This window comes from Pseudoalteromonas caenipelagi (assembly GCF_013140855.1).
Taxonomy (GTDB): Bacteria; Pseudomonadota; Gammaproteobacteria; order Enterobacterales; family Alteromonadaceae; genus Pseudoalteromonas; species Pseudoalteromonas caenipelagi.
In genome coordinates, this window is the sequence record NZ_JABBPG010000009.1 from 91,215 (window position 1) to 108,777 (window position 17,563).

The window sequence follows — 17,563 nt, forward strand, 5'->3', positions numbered from 1 at the left end:
AACAATAAAGAGACGCATCGTGTATTTACGCTATTTTGGATTGAGCGAAAAACCGTTTTCTATTGCTCCCAACCCTGAGTATCTATTTTTAAGTGACAGGCATAAAGAAGCTTTGGCGCACTTGACCTATGGTCTGGGGGATGCTGGTGGATTTGTGTTGCTAACCGGTGAGGTAGGAACAGGAAAAACCACGGTTACTCGCAGCATGCTAGCACAACTTCCTGAGTCAACTCAGGTGGCTTTTATCCTAAACCCTGCGTTGTCTGAAATTGAGCTGTTAGCCAGCATTTGTGATGAGTTAAAAATTGCGTATCCTGCTGAGCAGGCAAGCTTAAAGGTGCTAACCGACCTCATCAAAGCGAGGTTACTTGAAAATCACGCATCTGGTGGTCACACTATGCTGATCATCGATGAAGCACAGCACTTGGCTGCAGAGGTGCTAGAGCAATTGCGTCTGCTGACGAACCTAGAAACCGACCATAAGAAGCTATTACAAATTGTGTTAGTTGGTCAGCCAGAATTGCAGCACCTGTTGCAGCGCAATGAACTGCGACAATTGGCCCAACGAATTACAGCGCGCTACCATTTGTTGCCTCTAACGCAATCGCAAGTTTATGCCTATATTCAACACCGACTGCAAAAGGCGGGCTGCAAGAATATGCTGTTTAATCATGATGCGATTGCATACATGCATAAGGTCACGGCGGGGATTCCAAGATTACTAAACTTGTTGGCTGATCGTTGCTTGCTCGGCGCTTATTCTGCTCAACAGCAGGTTATTAACAAAAAAATTGCAATGCAAGCAGCTAAAGAAGCATTGCCATTAGATTTAGTCCCAATGCAAACTAAACCACAAAGGTCACAAGCTTGGTGGCTTTCGTCGGCTGCGTTAGCTAGTTTTGCGTTTGGTTTTGCACTTTCATTTGTTTTTTAGTGGTGAGTTATGTCGTATTTAGTTAATGCCTTGAAGCAATCACAGCAAACTGCCCACAGTGAGCAAGATCACTTAGCATATCAACATGAAAAACAACTTAGACTATATAAAACCTTAGTGTTGGGGTTATCAAGTGTCGTACTCATAGGTGGATTTTCTTTTGCAGGGTTTATGAGTGGTCATTATTTACAATCATCAATTGCGCAATCCAACACCATCACCCAAGAGCACAGTGAGAAACAACCAGCTGAACTGGCGGATGCAAACAAGCCGCAACCAAATGTAGATAAAGACGATGCTCTAACGGCACAAGCTCCGTCAATGCCCAGCCAAAAGCACAATGTAATGACACAGCCTGTCACACAACCCATGAATGTAATGGCGGGTCAGCCAGTAGCAACCAATAACACCATGATGAGTGCGGTACAGTACCAATGGATGTCCGTACAAGTGGGTTTTGATGCTAATGGACAAGCTTTGTATCGACAGCAATTAGTGCCTGTAACCAATGGGCAAGTGATGAATATGGCACCAACGATGCCACAGCAAGCAGGGCAGCAAAACCTGCAAGTTCAAAATTATCAACAAACGGCGCAGGAAGATCTGAGTCAATACCGAGTGCTTGGTAAGCCATTATCTACACCAACAACCGAAGTGAGTGAGCCTGAAGATCCAGCGCTTGCTGGTGTATCTAAAGAGCTTAAAGAAGCGTTTGCACAAGCGGTGGCAGAAACCGAAACTCAGTCGCCACACCATGTTACTGCAAGTAGTCGTGATTCTGCTCGTGCCACACCAATTGAGCTGTTGCCAAGTGCTTTACAAAATAGTTTGCCGTCTTTACGTTATCAGGCACATATTTATGCTACTGATGCGGACAAACGCTGGATAAAACTAAACAACCGAGAGTTGTATGAAGGTGATAGTATCGGAGCGCTGCAGTTAGTAGAGATCACCCCAGAACAAGCGCTGTTTAATTATGATGGCTATGAATTTAGTATGAAGGCGATGCAAGACTGGCTGCCATAAGGTTATGGCAGCATGGAGTGTTTAAAGAATTTAAGCAAATTGAGACTAAATTCTTCAGGTTTAATCGCCGCTTCAATTTCATCGTCAGCACGTTTACTCGATAAATCAACATCTTTTACCTCGGTATAGTGCATGTGTTTAGCGTGATAAAAGATCTTCACTATCGGTTGTAGTGGTGTTTTAGGGTTACTTTGACTGATAACACCCACACGTTGGCTTTTTAGTTTAACTAAGGTGCCAACAGGATACACACCCATACAGTGAATAAATGCGTTGAGTAGGGTTTCGTCGTAATGATGTGGCACATGCTCTCGTAACACCTTAAATGCTGCTACTGGGGTTTTACTACTCTTATACACTCTATCAGCCGTAATTGCGTCGTAGGTATCGACTATGGCGATCATGCGCACATATTGGGATAACTCATCGGCGCTTTTCCCATAAGGGTAGCCGCTGCCATCCAAGCGTTCATGATGAAAACCTGCTATTTCAGTAGCCATGTCACCTAGATTTGCATTTGCGACGATGTCATAACTGAATCGGGCATGCTGTTTCATTACTTCATATTCGTCGTGTGTGAGTGTGCCTGGCTTATTTAGAATTTCATCAGGCACCTGAATTTTACCTATGTCATGGAGCAATGCACCTGTGGTTACTTGTTCAATGAGCGCTCTGTCAAATGATAAATGCTTTGCAAAAATGCCAATTAAAATAGCGACATTGATGGAGTGCTCTAGCAAGTAGGCATCTTTATCTTTGATTTGTGCAATACAAGCCAGTGCATCTTGGTTTCTAAATATTGAGTCAATTAAGCCGCTGGCAGTATCTTGAAACGGTGAGAGATCAAGTTGCTTACCATTTTTCAAATCATCGAACGTTTTTTGCTGTAAAGCTTTTGCTTGTTGATAAAGTGCATTGGCTTTATCGAGTTCATTTTCTATCGAGGTTGATTTATGAAAAGGATCGTATTTTTTTGACACGGGCTGTGTTTGTTCTTCTCGAAGAGAAGCTTGGTTTTGTGACTCCATCTGCTGTACTGGCTTGTCACTTTTATCAGATTGCTTTTCCTCGCTTGTATGAAGAGTTTTATCAGGGTCAATTTCAACGGCCATAACGCCTGCTTTGAGGAGATTATCAATGCCATCTTGGGTTTTGACCCAGCCTTGGTTTTTCACTTTAACGTGACCTGTTTGTTTTGTCACGCCAACGACAAACATCCCTGGTTTTAACTCATTGATATCTATAGTCTTCAATTTGATGTCCTATAATCTTCAAGTTAATTTTAAGGTTAGCAAAGGATCAATTAAAAGGAAGGAATTAAGGGGGAGTTTCTAAGACTAAATGATGATAAAAAATAAAAAAGCCAGCATATGCTGGCTTTTCATCATGTTATATAAAGTGATTACTCTTCATCTTCAACGAGTGTCATCAACGATGTATTACCACCTGATGCAGTGGTATCGATACTAATCGTTTTTTCTGTGATGAGTCGGTTGATTAAAGTGTCGTAATACTCAGCACTAATTACTGGCAAAATCGCACCAGAGCGAGCAGCAAGTTGCTGACTAAAGTAGCCAAGTCTAGACGAGCGTGCCGCTACCACCGCACCAGCAAGGTGAGGATGCGCCAAAATAGCTTGCAGCTGGTTTGGTCTAGCAACTTGGAATACGCCTTCGGCAATGCCCGTAGAGATGAATTTGTCTCTAAATGCTTGCGCTTCTTCATAGAACAACTCTGATGCTACTGTGATAACCGTGTTACCAGCAGCTAGCGCTGTAATTATAGAAATTGCCCAGAAGTTGAAAGAGGTACTCTTATCGGCATAACACACAACACAGCCTCGAGGTTCAAGGTGCAATGTATTCGACTCACCTGTAGGACCCGGTAAGGTAGTGAAAGAACGCATGCGCTTTTCAAGGCGATTTAATTGTGCACGAGCATCGGCCAGTGTTTTTGCTAAATCATCAGCAAGGTCGTCGATGATTTCAACAGTGGCAACTTTTGCTAATAGCTGACGCACGGCAGAAACACGGTCATTTAATGGTGTATTACGCCAGATCTTCTCATCGCGCATTGAGTTACGCATCAATTTATCAACTTGCTCTGCTGCGCCTGGGAAATCATGCGTTTCTAACTGATCAGCTGTCAGGTTAGTCATTTGCACATTCTCAGGAGATGCCTTTTCTTTGACCAAACGATATAAGTAGTTTGGACCACCGGCTTTTGGACCAGTACCCGATAAACCACGACCACCAAATGGCTGCACGCCCACGATAGCGCCGATCATGTTACGGTTTACGTAGACGTTACCTGCACGTGACATCTTCGCTAGATACTGACAACGTTCTTCGATGCGTGAGTGAACACCCATAGTTAGACCGTAGCCAGTTGCATTAATCTGATCAATAACTTTATCGAGGTCTTGGGCTTTGTAGCGAACAATGTGTACGATAGGACCAAACACTTCACGCTTAAGTACAGACAAATCAGCAATTTCATATAAACGAGGTGCAAAGAAGTAAGCGCCATGCTCATTGTTGTCTGGGATCTTAGATTCAAATAACAACTTACCATTGCTCTTCAAGTACTCAACATGTGCAGTGAGCGTGTTCAGTGCTTTTTCATCGATCACTGGACCTACATCAGTAGACAGTAATGAAGGGTCACCAACATGTAGCTCTTGTAATGCGCCTTTTAGCATGGTGATGATGCCATCAGCAACATCATCTTGTAAGAACAATACGCGTAGGGCTGAACAACGTTGACCAGCACTTTGGAAGCCAGATGAAATAACATCATCGACGACTTGCTCAGGAAGTGCAGTTGAATCAACAATCATACAGTTTTGACCGCCGGTTTCAGCAATCAAAGGTACCTGAATGTCATTACGCTCTGCTAGGATTTGCGAAATCAAAGTACCGGTTTCTGTTGAACCTGTGAACATCACGGCTTGAATGCGTTCATCTGGCACTATGTGTTTACCTACTTCACTGCCACGCGCAATAACAGGTTGCACGACATGCTCCGGTAAGCCTACTGTGTGCATTAACTCGATACAACGCAAAGCAACATAGCTTGTTTGCTCAGCAGGTTTTGCGATAACCGTGTTACCCGTTACAATTGCTGCAGCAACTTGGCCTAGGAAAATAGCCAGAGGGAAGTTCCATGGACTGATACATAAGATAACACCGCGAGCTTCGAAGCGTTCATCTTGCGACAGTTCTTCAGCACGAGCTGCATAGTAACGGCAAAAATCAACTGCTTCACGCACTTCATCAATGCTGTCTTGAGCTACCTTACCTGCCTCTTTAATACAGATAGCAACCAGCTCATCGTGATGGCGCTCAAGAATATCTGCAACTCGGCGCAGTAAATCTGCTCGCTCTTTCACTGGTGTTTGTGACCAACTTGCAAATGCTTGGTCGGCATTTTCTAGCATGGCTTTCATGTCATCACTTTGATGAACACGAACCTGGCCTACCACTTCTTTGTGGTTAGCTGGGTTGCGCACCGCTAGGTGGCCTTCTTTTACTTGGCTTTCGTCAATTAAATGTTCGTTAAACCAACTGTCTAAGTTTTCTTTAAACGGTGTTAATGTATTGATATCGGTCAAGTCCATCCCTTTTGAGTTTGGACGCTCATCACCGTAAAGCTCAATGGGTAACTTGATTTGTTTATTGAACTTGTTGCGTAAACCTTGCAGGGTTTCAACTGGATCTGGCAACAGTGACTCAACAGGTTTTGAGGTATCTACAATCGCGTTTACAAATGAAGAGTTGGCGCCGTTCTCTAATAAACGACGTACCAAGTAAGCAAGCAGGTCTTCATGCTGGCCAACTGGCGCATATACTCGGCATTGGATTTTTTCTTTCTCAACGATTTGGTCGAATAGTGACTCACCCATACCGTGTAGACGTTGGAATTCAAAGCCTTGGTTATCACCTTTAGCGACTTCAAGAATCGTTGCTGCCGTGTAGGCATTGTGTGTAGCAAACTGAGGGAAGATCACATCACGCGCTTCAAGCAGTTTAATTGCACACGCTTTGTAAGATACGTCGGTGGTTGCTTTTCGCGTAAACACAGGGAAGTGATTTAAACCATCTTGTTGCGTGGTTTTAATTTCAGTATCCCAGTAAGCACCTTTAACCAGTCGAACCATCAACCTGCGGCCGACACGACGAGCTAAATTCGCTAGCCACTCAACAACAAAAATAGCGCGTTTTTGGTAAGCTTGAACCGCTAAGCCAAAGCCTTGCCAATCGCCCAGATCATCGTCAGAGAATACGGCTTCGATAATATCTAAAGAAATATCTAAACGGTCAGCCTCTTCAGCATCTACCGTAAAGCCGATATCATATTTTTTCGCAACCAATGCTAACTCTTTTAGCTTTGGCACAATTTCACTCATAACACGGTCACGATGACTAAATTCGTAACGTGGGTGAATGGCTGATAGCTTAACTGAGATACCTGGGCTCTTGATTGGACCACGGCCATTCGCTGCTTTACCAATGGCATGGATTGCAGTCATGTAGCTTTTGAAGTAACGCTCTGCATCGGCCATGGTGCGCGCACCTTCACCGAGCATATCGTAAGAGTACACGTAGCCTTTTTGCTCTTTATCAGCTGCACGTTCAATGGCTTCATCAATATTTTGACCCATGACGAACTGCTTACCCATGATCTTCATCGCAAAGTTCACAGACTTGCGGATCACAGGTTCACCTAAACGGCCAATGGTTTTTTTCAGAACACCAAATTGTTGTTCTTTGTTTTTATCCGTGTAATTAACCATTTTACCGGTGACTAACAGTCCCCAGCTCGATGCATTCACAAATAAAGAATCGCTGCTGCCTAAGTGAGAACTCCAGTCACCTTTGGCTAATTTATCACGGATCAAATTATCTTGAGTTTGTTTATCTGGAACACGTAATAAAGCTTCAGCCAAACACATCAAAACAACGCCTTCTTCTGTTGAAAGCGAAAATTCGTTTAATAGGGCATCGACACCATTTTGGCCATCTTGGTCTTTACGAATATTTAAAACCAATTGACGTGCACGTTCCCATGCTCGGCTTCTAGCCGTAACACCAACTTCAGCAAGCGGCAAAATATGATCGATAACTTCATTTTCATCAATACGGTAGAAGTCACGGATTTTTTGTCTGATAGGACAGTTAGTTGTCAAATCGCCGTTATAAAGCATAAGCAACCCTCAATAAGAGTAGAGTCAAAAATACATGTAATTATCGCCTACACCCTTGGTATATGTGTAGGAGGCATAAGGCCTTCTTTCAATTACGACAAATTTAAATGCAGTGCGTTGAACCACCATATCACAATGATTTGGGTGTTTAAAATATCATCACTACGCATTCGGTTTAATATCAATTTTCGAGAGCATTCTATCCAAAATACAGCAGTATATGCTGTCTTATTTTTTCTGATTACGGTAAATTAGCGGGAGATTATTAACTCTCACAGAATAAAATGCTGAATGACTACTTCAATTAAAACTCGTGTACTTGATCGCATTGATTTAGCTATTTTAGATGTATTACAAAAAAATGGCCGGATTTCGAACGTAAATTTAGCAAAAGCGGTGAACTTAAGCCCAAGCCCTTGTCTAGACAGAGTTAAAAAGCTGGAGTCTGAGGGCTACATTGAGGGCTATACTGCTCGCTTAAACCCGATGAAATTAGGTCAGCATTTAGTGGCGCATATTGAAATCACGCTAAAAAGTTCTACGGAATCTGTGTTTGATACTTTTAAAGAGCACATTTTAGCATTACCTAATGTTGTATCGTGTGACATGGTGGCTGGCGGGTTTGACTATTTGTTAAAAATTCGAGTACAAGACATGCGACAGTATCGAGAAGTACTGGGGCAGGTTGTTGAAATCCCAGGGGTCGGAACAAACCACACTTACATGGTGATAGAACATATTAAATCGGATATGGGAGTAGAGGTGTTAAATTTATAAAAAAGGCCGCTTGCGCGACCTCTTTTTATTTCACTTACTACCAACCATCGTAGCGTTTACGGCGTGATAAGAGTAATGTCAAAATTACGCCAAACAACAGCCCGCCTAAGGTAATACCTCCACCGTAAGTGAGCATTAGATGCTGCTCTTTTTGTTTCTTAGCAGCAGTTGCTTGTTGTTGTTGGTCCAACGTTGTTTGTAGCTGTGTAATCGTTTGTTGTAGGTTTTGGTTTTCTGCTCGCAGGTCGTTATTAGCTTGCTGAAGTATTGGCAATTCACCACGGATTGCATCTACTTCACTTTGACTATTTTGCAAAGCCTCGTTTGCCTGTTGAAGCTGTTGGGTAAGGCCGGGTTGGTCGGTAACAAATTTAGCTTCAACCCATGCCTCTCTGCCTTTATCATCAAGGATTTGAATAAAGTCTTCCTGTACCTCTGAGAGGATTGTAATCGGTGTTCCCGCGTCAACAGAGCCGAGAATTCGATAATTTTTACCAGGGCCAGCGTGCATGTATATAAAAAGATTATCGATAATGTAGCCGATATTGGCTGATTGTTCATTAGCTGGTGAAGCTGGCAATTGCTCATTAACGATTTCAGTCTGAGCGACAGCAAGCTGTGAGCAGAGGATAAGCAATGTTGGCAAAACAATTCTATTTAACATAGGTTGACCCAAGTTTTTGATAATTTTTAGAAATAGTATGGATTTAACTTAATAATAGCAAGTTAACCGGAAAACTTAGCAGATCTTAGAGTAAAAAGTTTGCAAACCAACGTATCATTGTATATTTTGAGCGTTCGATAATTATATAGGTATTTACTTGCCCAAATGGACACTGAAATAGAACTGAAGTTTTTACTTTCAGACAATGAAGTTCCTCTTATCCCAGGACTTATCACGCAGTTTGCTAAGACAGTAGCAAACCAACCTGCAAAAAACCTTAAAAATGCATATTTTGATACCCCCAGTCGAGAGCTACGGGCACTAGATATTGGCCTTCGTACCCGCTGTTGTGACGATGAGTGTGAGCAGACAATTAAGTTGGCTGGAGAAGTAGTGGGTGGTTTGCATCAACGTCCTGAGTTTAATTTACCTTTAGAGTCTGGCCGACCGAATTTGTTGGCTTTCGATGCCAATATTTGGCCTCATGGTATGCAAGTTGATGCCATCAATGAAAATTTATTCCCGATCTTCAGTACTAACTTTATCCGCCGTACTTGGTTAATCGAAACTGAGCAAGGAAGTAAAATTGAGGTTGTTTTAGATAAAGGCGAAATAACAGCACAAGGCCGAGTTGAAGCAATTTCTGAGCTAGAGATTGAGCTTGTTGAAGGGCAGCGTAGCGATTTATTTTTATTGGCCGATCATTTGATTAATTTATCGGGGATGCGATTAGGCTTGTACTCAAAAGCGGCTAGAGGTTATAGGCTAGCAGATGAGCAGCCTCTAAAGCCAAATAAGTTTATTGGTTTTGTGCCGTTACAATCTGGGATAACCCAAGAGCAAGCGTTTATTGCCACAATGAGTTACAGCATTCAATTTGTGCAAAAGCATGAGCAATGTTATTTCGACAAGCCTAGCCTGAAGACACTCAAACGTGTTATCGATGGTATTACTTTGATTCGTCATAGTTTTAGGTTGTTTTGTGCAATAGTCGACAAATCATCTACTGAGCATTTGCGTGCAGAACTAAAGTGGTTACTCGGTGAATTAGCGTGGGTTGAAAACGCGATTCATTTAAAAACTTATACTTCTAAGCGACATGCTTATTATAAAAAGATAAACAATGCGCCCGAGCTTGCTCAGGTGATCGATGATTTGAAAGATGTGCAACCTACACCAACGGATATTGAGGACTTATTTCATTGTGCTCGATATAACCGACTGATTCTCTCGTTAACGCGCTGGTTAGTAGATAAAGGCTGGCGACAAAGTTGGGATCAGAGTGCACTTAGTGCCGCACAAATGCCGTTAAGTGACGTTGCCCGCGAATTGTTTGATAAAGACTGGGAAGAGCTTCACCAGTTACTACCTGAAGGCAAAGTGTTAACAAAAGAAGATTACTTACACTTACGGCCGCGATTAGAGAATACACTACTCAACGGTAATTGCCTTGGAGAGCTTTATAATAAAGAGGCAAGACAAGAGTTTAGAATGCCTTGGATAGACATTGTTTATGGTATTTATGAGCTAGATACCCTCGCTTATTTGATGCAGTTGTGTCAGGGGCAAGACTCAGAAGAGTTAGCGAGCATTCAATCTTGGCTGCAAGCAAAGGCTGACTTTTTGGTAGGGGCTATGGAACAAAGCCGCAGTGTTTCATTTAATAGCTTCCCATATTGGCGCTAAAGAGCGTGTTTAGGCTCGTTGTTATGTTGTTATTGATAACGGGTGCTTCGTCAGGTTCTGCTGCTCAGTGGCAAGCCTGGCGAGAAACTACTGATATAAAAGTCTCCATTTTACCCCACACCAGCGGTATTAATTATATTCTTGTTGAGGCATATTTTGCAGGCGCAACAGTGGAGACATTACTTAATGTGATGAACGACACGCAGGCAGCACCTAACTGGCTTAGTAGCAGTCGCTTTGTTAATGTAATTGCGCGTCCGACGGCAGCAGAAGCTGTGGTTTACACTTATTTTGACTCCCCTTGGCCCGTTAGCGATAGAGACATGCTGACTCATTCTTGTTTGTCGCAATTAAGCGAAAATCAGTACCGTTTAGATATTTTAAGCACAACGGCATACCCAGTTCCTCAGAGCAAAGCAGTGCGCATAACACCAGTACAGGGCTATTGGCTACTAACGCAAACAGCTCAAGGCTTGCAAATCAAACATCAAATTTATGCAGAGCCTAACGGGTCACTGCCCATTTGGTTAGTGAATAACACGGCCTTGAATAATATTCTGAAAAGCTTCAAATCACTCAAAACTCAGATTAAAAACCCTAAATATAAAAAACGCCACAGTCAGTTATCTGCTGGAGACTGTCGTGCGTTTGAACGCTTGAGCATTAAATAACCTCAGCTCCCGGTAAGCGAATTTGGCCAATAAAACTTGCCCAATAAATAGTCTAAAAAATTCAACTTAAAATGCTTTTTCTTAATGCAATTAGCGGTATTATTACGTTGTTCTCATTTTCTACACACCATGTAAGGCGTGTTAATCTCTTTCGAAGGATTTCATGACAACCTATACCCAAGCTGAGCGGTCTTCCGACTCACCCCTGATCATAACCCTTGTATTAGCCATGCTATTGTGGGGAGCGAGTTGGATATCCGGTAAGTTAATTGCCTCGCTTGCACCTGCACCAGTAACTGTGTTTTATCGTTTAGCGATGGCGACGATTGGTATGCTTCCGATCCTATGGCTGGTGAACCACTTTAAGTTAGTTACATTGCGCTTTTCTAAAAAAGCATTGCTTTGGTCACTGCCTGCTGGTGTGATTTTAGCATTTTACAACCAATTATTTTTTTTGGGTCTTCATGATGGCTTACCAGGCAAAGGTGGCATGTTAGTTACAACGACCAACCCTGTGTTCACCTTCTTACTTGCAACCATTTTATTCAAGCAAAAAGTCGCTAAAAGACAGATGCTTGGGTTAGCTTTAGGGCTCGCTGGTGGCATGTGTATGATACAAGTTTGGCAGTTCGACTATGCTCAGTTAATTGCCACAGGTAATGCCTATTTTATTATGGCTGCATTGACTTGGGCGGTATTAACTTTGGTAAGTCAACAGGGGACGCGTTTTGCCGATTTTCTGCTGTTTAGTACCTTAATGTACGCCTCCGCAACCGCTGTAAGCTATGGTTTTGCCTATGAATACTCGCCATTGAGTAGCATCACTCAATACTCAAGCTTTTATTGGCAGCACATGCTGTTTTTATCTGTGGTGGTGGTGAGTATTGCGACCAGCTTGTTCTTTTTAGCCAATCAACAGTTAGGCTCAAGTCGCTCTAGTTCGTTTATATTTGTGGTTCCGGCATCGGCAATGGGATTGTCTGCTTGGTACTTTTCTGAGCCGTTGTCTTTGCCTGTGGCCTGTGGTGCCATTTTGGCTATTTTTGCTGTTTATTTGATCAATAATAAGATCATCAAGTAGTGTAACGCTGTGTAATGTGACTTTGCTTTAAAATTGATAATACTTAGAGGCTGATTGCTACCCATACTAAGTATAAGGAAACCAAGCATGCACAGCGAACAAGCTCACATTCAAGATGTTGTTGCGGGTCTTACTGAGCAACTCTCTAACAGAGAGTCACAACAAACACCCGACCCACATAACCAACGCCGTGCGGTACAAGCCGTATTTGCAAATACCGTCAATAATTTTCAGCTATTTTATCAAGCAGCCATAGAGGCTGGGTTTAGTCAGTCTCGCCTGTTGAGTCAAAAGATGAATGGCTTGAGTGATGTGGCTGGGCTTAACAATTATCAAACTGAGGCGATGGTTTTTAATACACGCTTTCAGCAATATCCTTTTGTTATCGCTTTATGTGAATCAACGGTAGAAGTGCAGTTCATATACTCGTTGGCGATAAAGTTTAATCTACCCATTCGGGTGCGCGCAGGCGGTCATGACCATGAGGGGGAGTGTAGCGGTGATAACACCATTCTTATTGATGTGAGTCGCATTAAGCACTTTAGCTACAACGACAAGGATGAAGTTGCAACCATAGGGGCTGGATATCGTTTTTATCAGTTAACACCAGAGCTGGCTAAGTATGGGCGAATGATTGCTCATGGCACGTGCGCAACCGTTGGATTAACTGGGTTTATTCAAGGTGGCGGTTGGGGTCCTTGGACTCGAAAGCATGGTATGTGCTGTGAACACCTTGTAGGTGCAACGGTTGTACTAGGCAATGGCGATGTGGTTGAAGTGAGTGAAACATGTCACCGCGAAATACTGTGGGCACTGCGTGGTGGCGGCGGTATGAGTTGGGGGATAGTAACTGAGCTTAAGGTGAAAACATTTGAGTTGCCCGATGAAATTCATCGGTTTGAGATAGTTTGGAATGCCTTGACTAAACAGAAGAAGAATACTTTTATCGCAAAGTCTCAATGTCCAACGATTGATGTCCTCAAAGCTTGGGAAAAAGTAATTGGTGCCGATAATACAGGTGACTTACTAGGTACTAATTTAAAAATTAACGCCATCGCTAAAGAATCTGTCGATGACTCTACGCCTTATGATGAGCTTTATCACCCATGTACCATGTACGGTTATTGGCAAGGCAGCGAGGAAGCATTGCGTGAATTTGTAGCAAAAGAGTTTGCGTCAACACAAGATAAGAACAAGCAACCTAAATTGACATCTAGCAGGGTTGCTTTCAAGCAAAAAGGTAAAGCCAAGGGCTCTGTGCAATATAGCTATGATCATACTTTGTTAAGCAATTGGGCAAGAGAGAGCTTAGCGGATCAAACTATTCCGCTGCATGATGCGCTAGTTAAAGAAAAACATGCTTTTACGCCAGATTATGATGCCCCTGCACCTCATAAAATAACCTCTAAGCTAGTAGCAAAAAAAGGGCTTGGAGTGCAAGGCTATAAGCAACTTTTAGAGACGCTAACATCGCCATTAATTCAAGCCAATAATGCAAGTTTAGGGCTGTTCAGTTATGTTACTTTAGGGGCGATAGTGGGCGATTACTATCATGATTTGAAAGAAAGCAAGAAAGCGTTAGGTGTTTCTTTTCCTTATCGAGATGCGCTTTATACGATTCAATATCAAACTTGGTGGAATGAAAGTATAAAAGACAAATTAGAGCAGCAAAATAATTCTGTCTATGTAGATACTAACCGTGCAATGGATTGGATATCAGCCAGTCGCAATGCTCAGATTGAAGGCACCTATGGCGCGTTTATAAGTTTTAAAGATGCATCAATTCCTACACCGGTTTACTTTCAGCAAAACTATCAACGCTTAGTTGATATCAAGAAAGCTTACATAAAAGATCACTATAATCACCTACGTACCAGAAAAACCATTATTTAATGGTATCGTTAGCCACATCGGTTGGTGTGGCTAATGTTGCTTCAAATCATGAGGTTTACCAAATAGAAGACGCAACTTCCCTCGCCAAGAGTTTTGTAAGCGTAGGTTGTGCAGTAAAATAAGCCATGGTGTTACAAGCACATCATAAAAAGACACGCGATAATGACGCTCTGCAACACCATATTGTGGCGGTTTTGATGCTATAGGCTCTACAAAAGTACCAAACAACTTATCCCAAACAATCAGTACGCCAGCATAGTTTTTATCAATATATTCAGGGTTGCGAGCGTGGTGCAAGCAGTGATGGGTAGGCGTATTAAATAGTACGCCAAACCACTTTAAGTTTGGTGCTTGTTCAGTATGCACAAAAAATTGATAGGCCAAGTTAACTGCAACTATGGCAAATACAAGCTCTGGTGGATAACCAATAATGATAAGCGGTAGCCAAAATAGCCACATTCCAACGATAGGATAAAAGAGGCTTTGTCGCATGGCAGTCGAAAAGTTCATGTTCACTGAGCTGTGGTGCACAATATGCGCACACCATAACCAGTTACAGCGATGGCTGACGCGATGAAACCAGTAGTATAAAAAATCCTGAAGTATAAAGGCCAAAGTAATGTTCAAGGGATTAAGTTCAAAATGCACAACCGCAAAATGCATGTGTAACCAGTAGAAAAATGGCATTAGCACAAATAGGGCAATTAAGTCGCTTGCCTGATGAGATAAAGCCAGTCCCAGATTGAGTAAAAATTCTTTCAGGGTGTAGCCACTTTTGGCATTTCTATACTCAACGATGATTGCCAAGCCAAATAACGGGCTTAGGGCCAATAAAATAAACTCAACGTTCATGATATAGCTTCCTTAATCTTCTAGCTGCCAAGCTAAAATCCACAAATAGCACTATTTTGAGCAACCAGCTGGGTAACCAAGTGTTGCTGAAGCCAAAAATTTGATAGTGCAGCTGTAGATCCGTGGCTGTTGAAGTCAGCGTAATTTCACCGCGGTGATTTTTTATCGGGCCATAACCTTGTATGCGATAGCATAAATGTTGTGGTGTTTGCTGCGTGATAACCTCAATAAACTGGTGACCTCGCATTGTGACATGACGCCTACGAAGCCCATCTTGGGCGGGTAATTCTTTAAAGTGTGCGTTAAAGATACGCCTAAGTTGGACGCAGTCTGATAAAGCATCAAGTGTAAAGTCGCTAGATTTTGGTAATGAAATTAGCAAATTGAGTAGTTGCATCGTTTTTTATCGTGTCACTTTTGCACTAGCATATCGTTTTGATGCACGGCATACTTGACCCTATCTGTTATTTTTTTGTCTTTTCACGCCAGCTATGTTCGATGTCTGTCCTCAATATTGCCAAGTGTTGGCCGAGTATTTACCCAGTGAAAGTAAAGGCTTGAGCCGTATTCCTATGCATCATTATTTTGCTGCTCTCGAAGCAGGTGCAAAGTTAAATCAAGATCCACTTTGGGGGTTTGAACTTGGAAAACAAATAAATAGTGCCCAATATGGCTTGTTAGGATATTTGGTCGAATCATCGGCAATGTTGCAACAGGCACTAGATGCTTTGTTAGCGTTTGATAAAACAGTTGCAGATATTGGTATTTGTCAGTTTGCGACTCATCAAGGGGTTGCCAGTATTGCGTGGCAACCATATGAAAATAATCAACATGCTATTTTACGTAATATGACCGCTTGGGTGGCGATGGTGAGGCATATTACGGGGCAGCCGTTATCGGCCCATCACGTTGAATTCAACCTAGAGTTAACGCAAAGTCAAAACGCTAGATTGAGCAACTGGTATGGCTGTGAGGTCAGAGATAATGCCACGCGCAATGTTATTTACTTTGATGCTGAACTGTTGGATATGCCAATATTGACGCGTAATGAGTTAGTTAATGCTAATTTATATCCTGCAATTAGGGATCTTCAAAGAGCATATGAGCACAACCAAAGTTGGTTTGCAAAGTTACAGCCAAGTTTGCATCGTTGTGATTTACAGGACATGTCTTTAACTCGCCTAGCTCAGTTGTTAGACACTTCTCCTCGCACTTTACAACGGCAGCTAAAGTGTTACTCAGTGAGTTTTTCTCAGTTGCTGGAGCAAGAGCGTAAAAGGCGTTTTACACAGTTCTGCCAAGTATTGTCTAAACAAGCATTAAGTGAATTGTTGGGATATGCAGAGCAAGCGTCGTTGAATCGTGCGGTGAAGCGTTGGTATGGAGTGTCACCAAGCGAATATGTTCGCCAGCAACAAAAAACACAAGGGCATTAAAAAAGGTGCACTAGGCACCTTTTTCAGATTTAAAGCATATTTGCTTACAAACCTGCAGACGCTTTTAATGCTTCAGCTTTGTCTGTTTTTTCCCAAGGGAATTCATCACGACCGAAGTGACCGTATGCCGCTGTTGGCTGATAAATTGGACGCTCAAGGTCAAGCATCGTTAAGATGCCATATGGACGTAGGTCGAAGTGCTCACGAATGATCTCGATTAAACGTGATTCTTCTAGCTTGCCTGTGCCAAATGTTTCAACGCTGATTGATGTTGGCTCTGCAACACCGATTGCGTAAGATACTTGGATTTCACATTTGTCAGCAAGACCTGCCGCAACAATGTTTTTAGCAACGTAACGCGCTGCATAAGCTGCTGAACGGTCAACTTTTGAAGGATCTTTACCAGAGAACGCACCACCACCGTGACGTGCCATACCACCGTATGTATCAACGATGATTTTACGACCAGTTAGACCACAGTCACCCATAGGGCCACCGATAACAAAACGGCCAGTTGGGTTGATAAAGAACTTAGTTGCTGATGTAACAAGCTCAGCTGGTAATACTGGCTTGATAATAGTTTCCATTACAGCTTCAACTAAGTCGTTTTGTGAAATAGAGTCACAGTGTTGAGTTGAAAGCACAACCGCATCAATACCAACCGCTTTACCATTTTCGTAAGCAAAAGTGACTTGAGACTTAGCATCTGGACGCAACCACGCTAGCTCACCACTTTTACGAACCTCAGCTTGACGCTGAACTAAACGGTGTGAATAGGTGATAGGAGCAGGCATTAGTACGTCTGTTTCGTTACAAGCGTAACCAAACATTAAGCCTTGGTCACCAGCGCCTTGCTCTTCAGGACGCGCGCGGTCAACACCTTGGTTGATGTCAGGAGACTGCTTACCAATGGTATTTAAGATGGCACATGAATCGGCATCAAAACCCATATCTGAGTGTGTGTAACCGATTTCACGTACTGTTTTACGTGTTAATTCTTCGATATCTACCCATGCGCTGGTAGTCACTTCACCACCAACCATAACCATACCGGTTTTTACGTAAGTTTCACACGCAACACGTGCTTTTGGATCTTGTTCTAAAATTGCATCAAGTACCGCATCAGAGATCTGATCGGCGATTTTATCCGGATGACCTTCAGAAACAGATTCAGAAGTAAATAAATGTTTTGCCATTGAATTTATGCTCACAAATATTGCGCTTCACGAACTACGGGGATAGCGCTAAAAAATTAAGAGGCATATATTAACGAAAAGAAAAGCATATGCATAGTTTTTTTACGCCTAGACGTCTAAATTAATTTGAGCGTGTTGGAA

14 protein-coding genes are annotated in these 17,563 nt (G+C 42.5%); 8 read left to right on the top strand and 6 right to left on the bottom strand.

The genetic code is table 11. The features are described 5' to 3' along the window. Positions 1-19: 19 nt before the first annotated feature. Positions 20-934 (top strand): AAA family ATPase, encoded by a 915-nt coding sequence (locus HG263_RS17865; RefSeq protein WP_171627454.1) that lies wholly within the window; start codon positions 20-22, stop codon positions 932-934. A 9-nt stretch (positions 935-943) separates the two neighbouring features. Then, positions 944-1,960: a general secretion pathway protein GspB gene (locus tag HG263_RS17870; protein ID WP_171627455.1), complete on the top strand. Its 1,017-nt coding sequence runs from the start codon at positions 944-946 to the stop codon at positions 1,958-1,960. 2 nt (positions 1,961-1,962) lie between these two features. On the opposite strand, the gene HG263_RS17875 is transcribed toward HG263_RS17870, so the two are convergent. Then, the gene (locus tag HG263_RS17875) at positions 1,963-3,213 is read right to left on the bottom strand and encodes a cyclic di-GMP phosphodiesterase (RefSeq protein ID WP_171627456.1); all 1,251 of its coding nucleotides are present in this window, start codon (positions 3,211-3,213) and stop codon (positions 1,963-1,965) included. Positions 3,214-3,362: 149 nt separating this feature from the next. Then, positions 3,363-7,166 carry a bifunctional proline dehydrogenase/L-glutamate gamma-semialdehyde dehydrogenase PutA gene (gene putA, locus HG263_RS17880; protein WP_171627457.1) on the bottom strand — a complete coding sequence of 1,268 codons (3,804 nt, stop codon included), beginning with the start codon at positions 7,164-7,166 and terminating at the stop codon, positions 3,363-3,365. Positions 7,167-7,457: 291 nt separating this feature from the next. Between putA and HG263_RS17885 the strand changes: the two genes are divergently transcribed. Then, entirely contained in the window at positions 7,458-7,943 is a 486-nt protein-coding gene (locus HG263_RS17885) for an Lrp/AsnC ligand binding domain-containing protein (protein WP_171627458.1), read from the top strand. Between the two features lie 37 nt (positions 7,944-7,980). Here HG263_RS17885 and HG263_RS17890 read toward each other — a convergent pair whose 3' ends face one another. Next, a complete protein-coding gene (locus tag HG263_RS17890) occupies positions 7,981-8,607 on the bottom strand; it encodes a TIGR04211 family SH3 domain-containing protein (protein ID WP_171627459.1) in 627 nt (208 codons plus the stop codon). 165 nt (positions 8,608-8,772) lie between these two features. Here HG263_RS17890 and HG263_RS17895 point away from each other — a divergent pair, with 165 nt between their 5' ends. The 4 genes from HG263_RS17895 to HG263_RS17910 all read left to right on the top strand — a co-directional run bounded on the left by HG263_RS17895 (position 8,773) and on the right by HG263_RS17910 (position 13,938). After that, entirely contained in the window at positions 8,773-10,293 is a 1,521-nt protein-coding gene (locus HG263_RS17895; protein ID WP_171627460.1) for a CYTH and CHAD domain-containing protein, read from the top strand. 23 nt (positions 10,294-10,316) lie between these two features. Continuing rightward, positions 10,317-10,964: an START domain-containing protein gene (locus HG263_RS17900; RefSeq protein WP_171627461.1), complete on the top strand. Its 648-nt coding sequence runs from the start codon at positions 10,317-10,319 to the stop codon at positions 10,962-10,964. 163 nt (positions 10,965-11,127) lie between these two features. Beyond that, on the top strand, positions 11,128-12,045 hold the full coding sequence (locus HG263_RS17905; RefSeq protein WP_171627462.1) for a DMT family transporter: 918 nt from the start codon (positions 11,128-11,130) through the stop codon (positions 12,043-12,045). An 87-nt stretch (positions 12,046-12,132) separates the two neighbouring features. Beyond that, positions 12,133-13,938 (top strand): FAD-binding oxidoreductase, encoded by a 1,806-nt coding sequence (locus HG263_RS17910; protein ID WP_171627463.1) that lies wholly within the window; start codon positions 12,133-12,135, stop codon positions 13,936-13,938. Between the two features lie 30 nt (positions 13,939-13,968). On the opposite strand, the gene HG263_RS17915 is transcribed toward HG263_RS17910, so the two are convergent. Next, a complete protein-coding gene (locus tag HG263_RS17915; RefSeq protein ID WP_171627464.1) occupies positions 13,969-14,790 on the bottom strand; it encodes a sterol desaturase family protein in 822 nt (273 codons plus the stop codon). Then, positions 14,780-15,187, bottom strand: a complete 408-nt coding sequence (locus HG263_RS17920) for a hypothetical protein (protein ID WP_171627465.1) — start codon at positions 15,185-15,187, stop codon at positions 14,780-14,782. The genes HG263_RS17915 and HG263_RS17920 overlap by 11 nt, the downstream gene beginning before the upstream one ends. A gap of 94 nt (positions 15,188-15,281) precedes the next feature. On the opposite strand from HG263_RS17920, the gene HG263_RS17925 reads away from it, so the two are divergent. Further along, the gene (locus tag HG263_RS17925) at positions 15,282-16,226 is read left to right on the top strand and encodes an AraC family transcriptional regulator (RefSeq protein WP_171627466.1); all 945 of its coding nucleotides are present in this window, start codon (positions 15,282-15,284) and stop codon (positions 16,224-16,226) included. 44 nt (positions 16,227-16,270) lie between these two features. Here HG263_RS17925 and metK read toward each other — a convergent pair whose 3' ends face one another. Then, positions 16,271-17,422 carry a methionine adenosyltransferase gene (metK, locus tag HG263_RS17930; RefSeq protein WP_171627467.1) on the bottom strand — a complete coding sequence of 384 codons (1,152 nt, stop codon included), beginning with the start codon at positions 17,420-17,422 and terminating at the stop codon, positions 16,271-16,273. Positions 17,423-17,563 lie beyond the last annotated feature (141 nt).

Coding starts and splice junctions, on each gene's coding strand:
- HG263_RS17870 (WP_171627455.1), top strand. CDS start 944: ATGTCGTATTTAGTTAATGCCTTGAAGCAATCACAGCAAACTGCCCAC.
- putA (WP_171627457.1), bottom strand. CDS start 7,166: ATGCTTTATAACGGCGATTTGACAACTAACTGTCCTATCAGACAAAAA.
- HG263_RS17885 (WP_171627458.1), top strand. CDS start 7,458: ATGACTACTTCAATTAAAACTCGTGTACTTGATCGCATTGATTTAGCT.
- HG263_RS17890 (WP_171627459.1), bottom strand. CDS start 8,607: ATGTTAAATAGAATTGTTTTGCCAACATTGCTTATCCTCTGCTCACAG.
- HG263_RS17895 (WP_171627460.1), top strand. CDS start 8,773: ATGGACACTGAAATAGAACTGAAGTTTTTACTTTCAGACAATGAAGTT.
- HG263_RS17900 (WP_171627461.1), top strand. CDS start 10,317: ATGTTGTTATTGATAACGGGTGCTTCGTCAGGTTCTGCTGCTCAGTGG.
- HG263_RS17905 (WP_171627462.1), top strand. CDS start 11,128: ATGACAACCTATACCCAAGCTGAGCGGTCTTCCGACTCACCCCTGATC.
- HG263_RS17910 (WP_171627463.1), top strand. CDS start 12,133: ATGCACAGCGAACAAGCTCACATTCAAGATGTTGTTGCGGGTCTTACT.
- HG263_RS17915 (WP_171627464.1), bottom strand. CDS start 14,790: ATGAACGTTGAGTTTATTTTATTGGCCCTAAGCCCGTTATTTGGCTTG.
- HG263_RS17920 (WP_171627465.1), bottom strand. CDS start 15,187: ATGCAACTACTCAATTTGCTAATTTCATTACCAAAATCTAGCGACTTT.
- HG263_RS17925 (WP_171627466.1), top strand. CDS start 15,282: ATGTTCGATGTCTGTCCTCAATATTGCCAAGTGTTGGCCGAGTATTTA.
- metK (WP_171627467.1), bottom strand. CDS start 17,422: ATGGCAAAACATTTATTTACTTCTGAATCTGTTTCTGAAGGTCATCCG.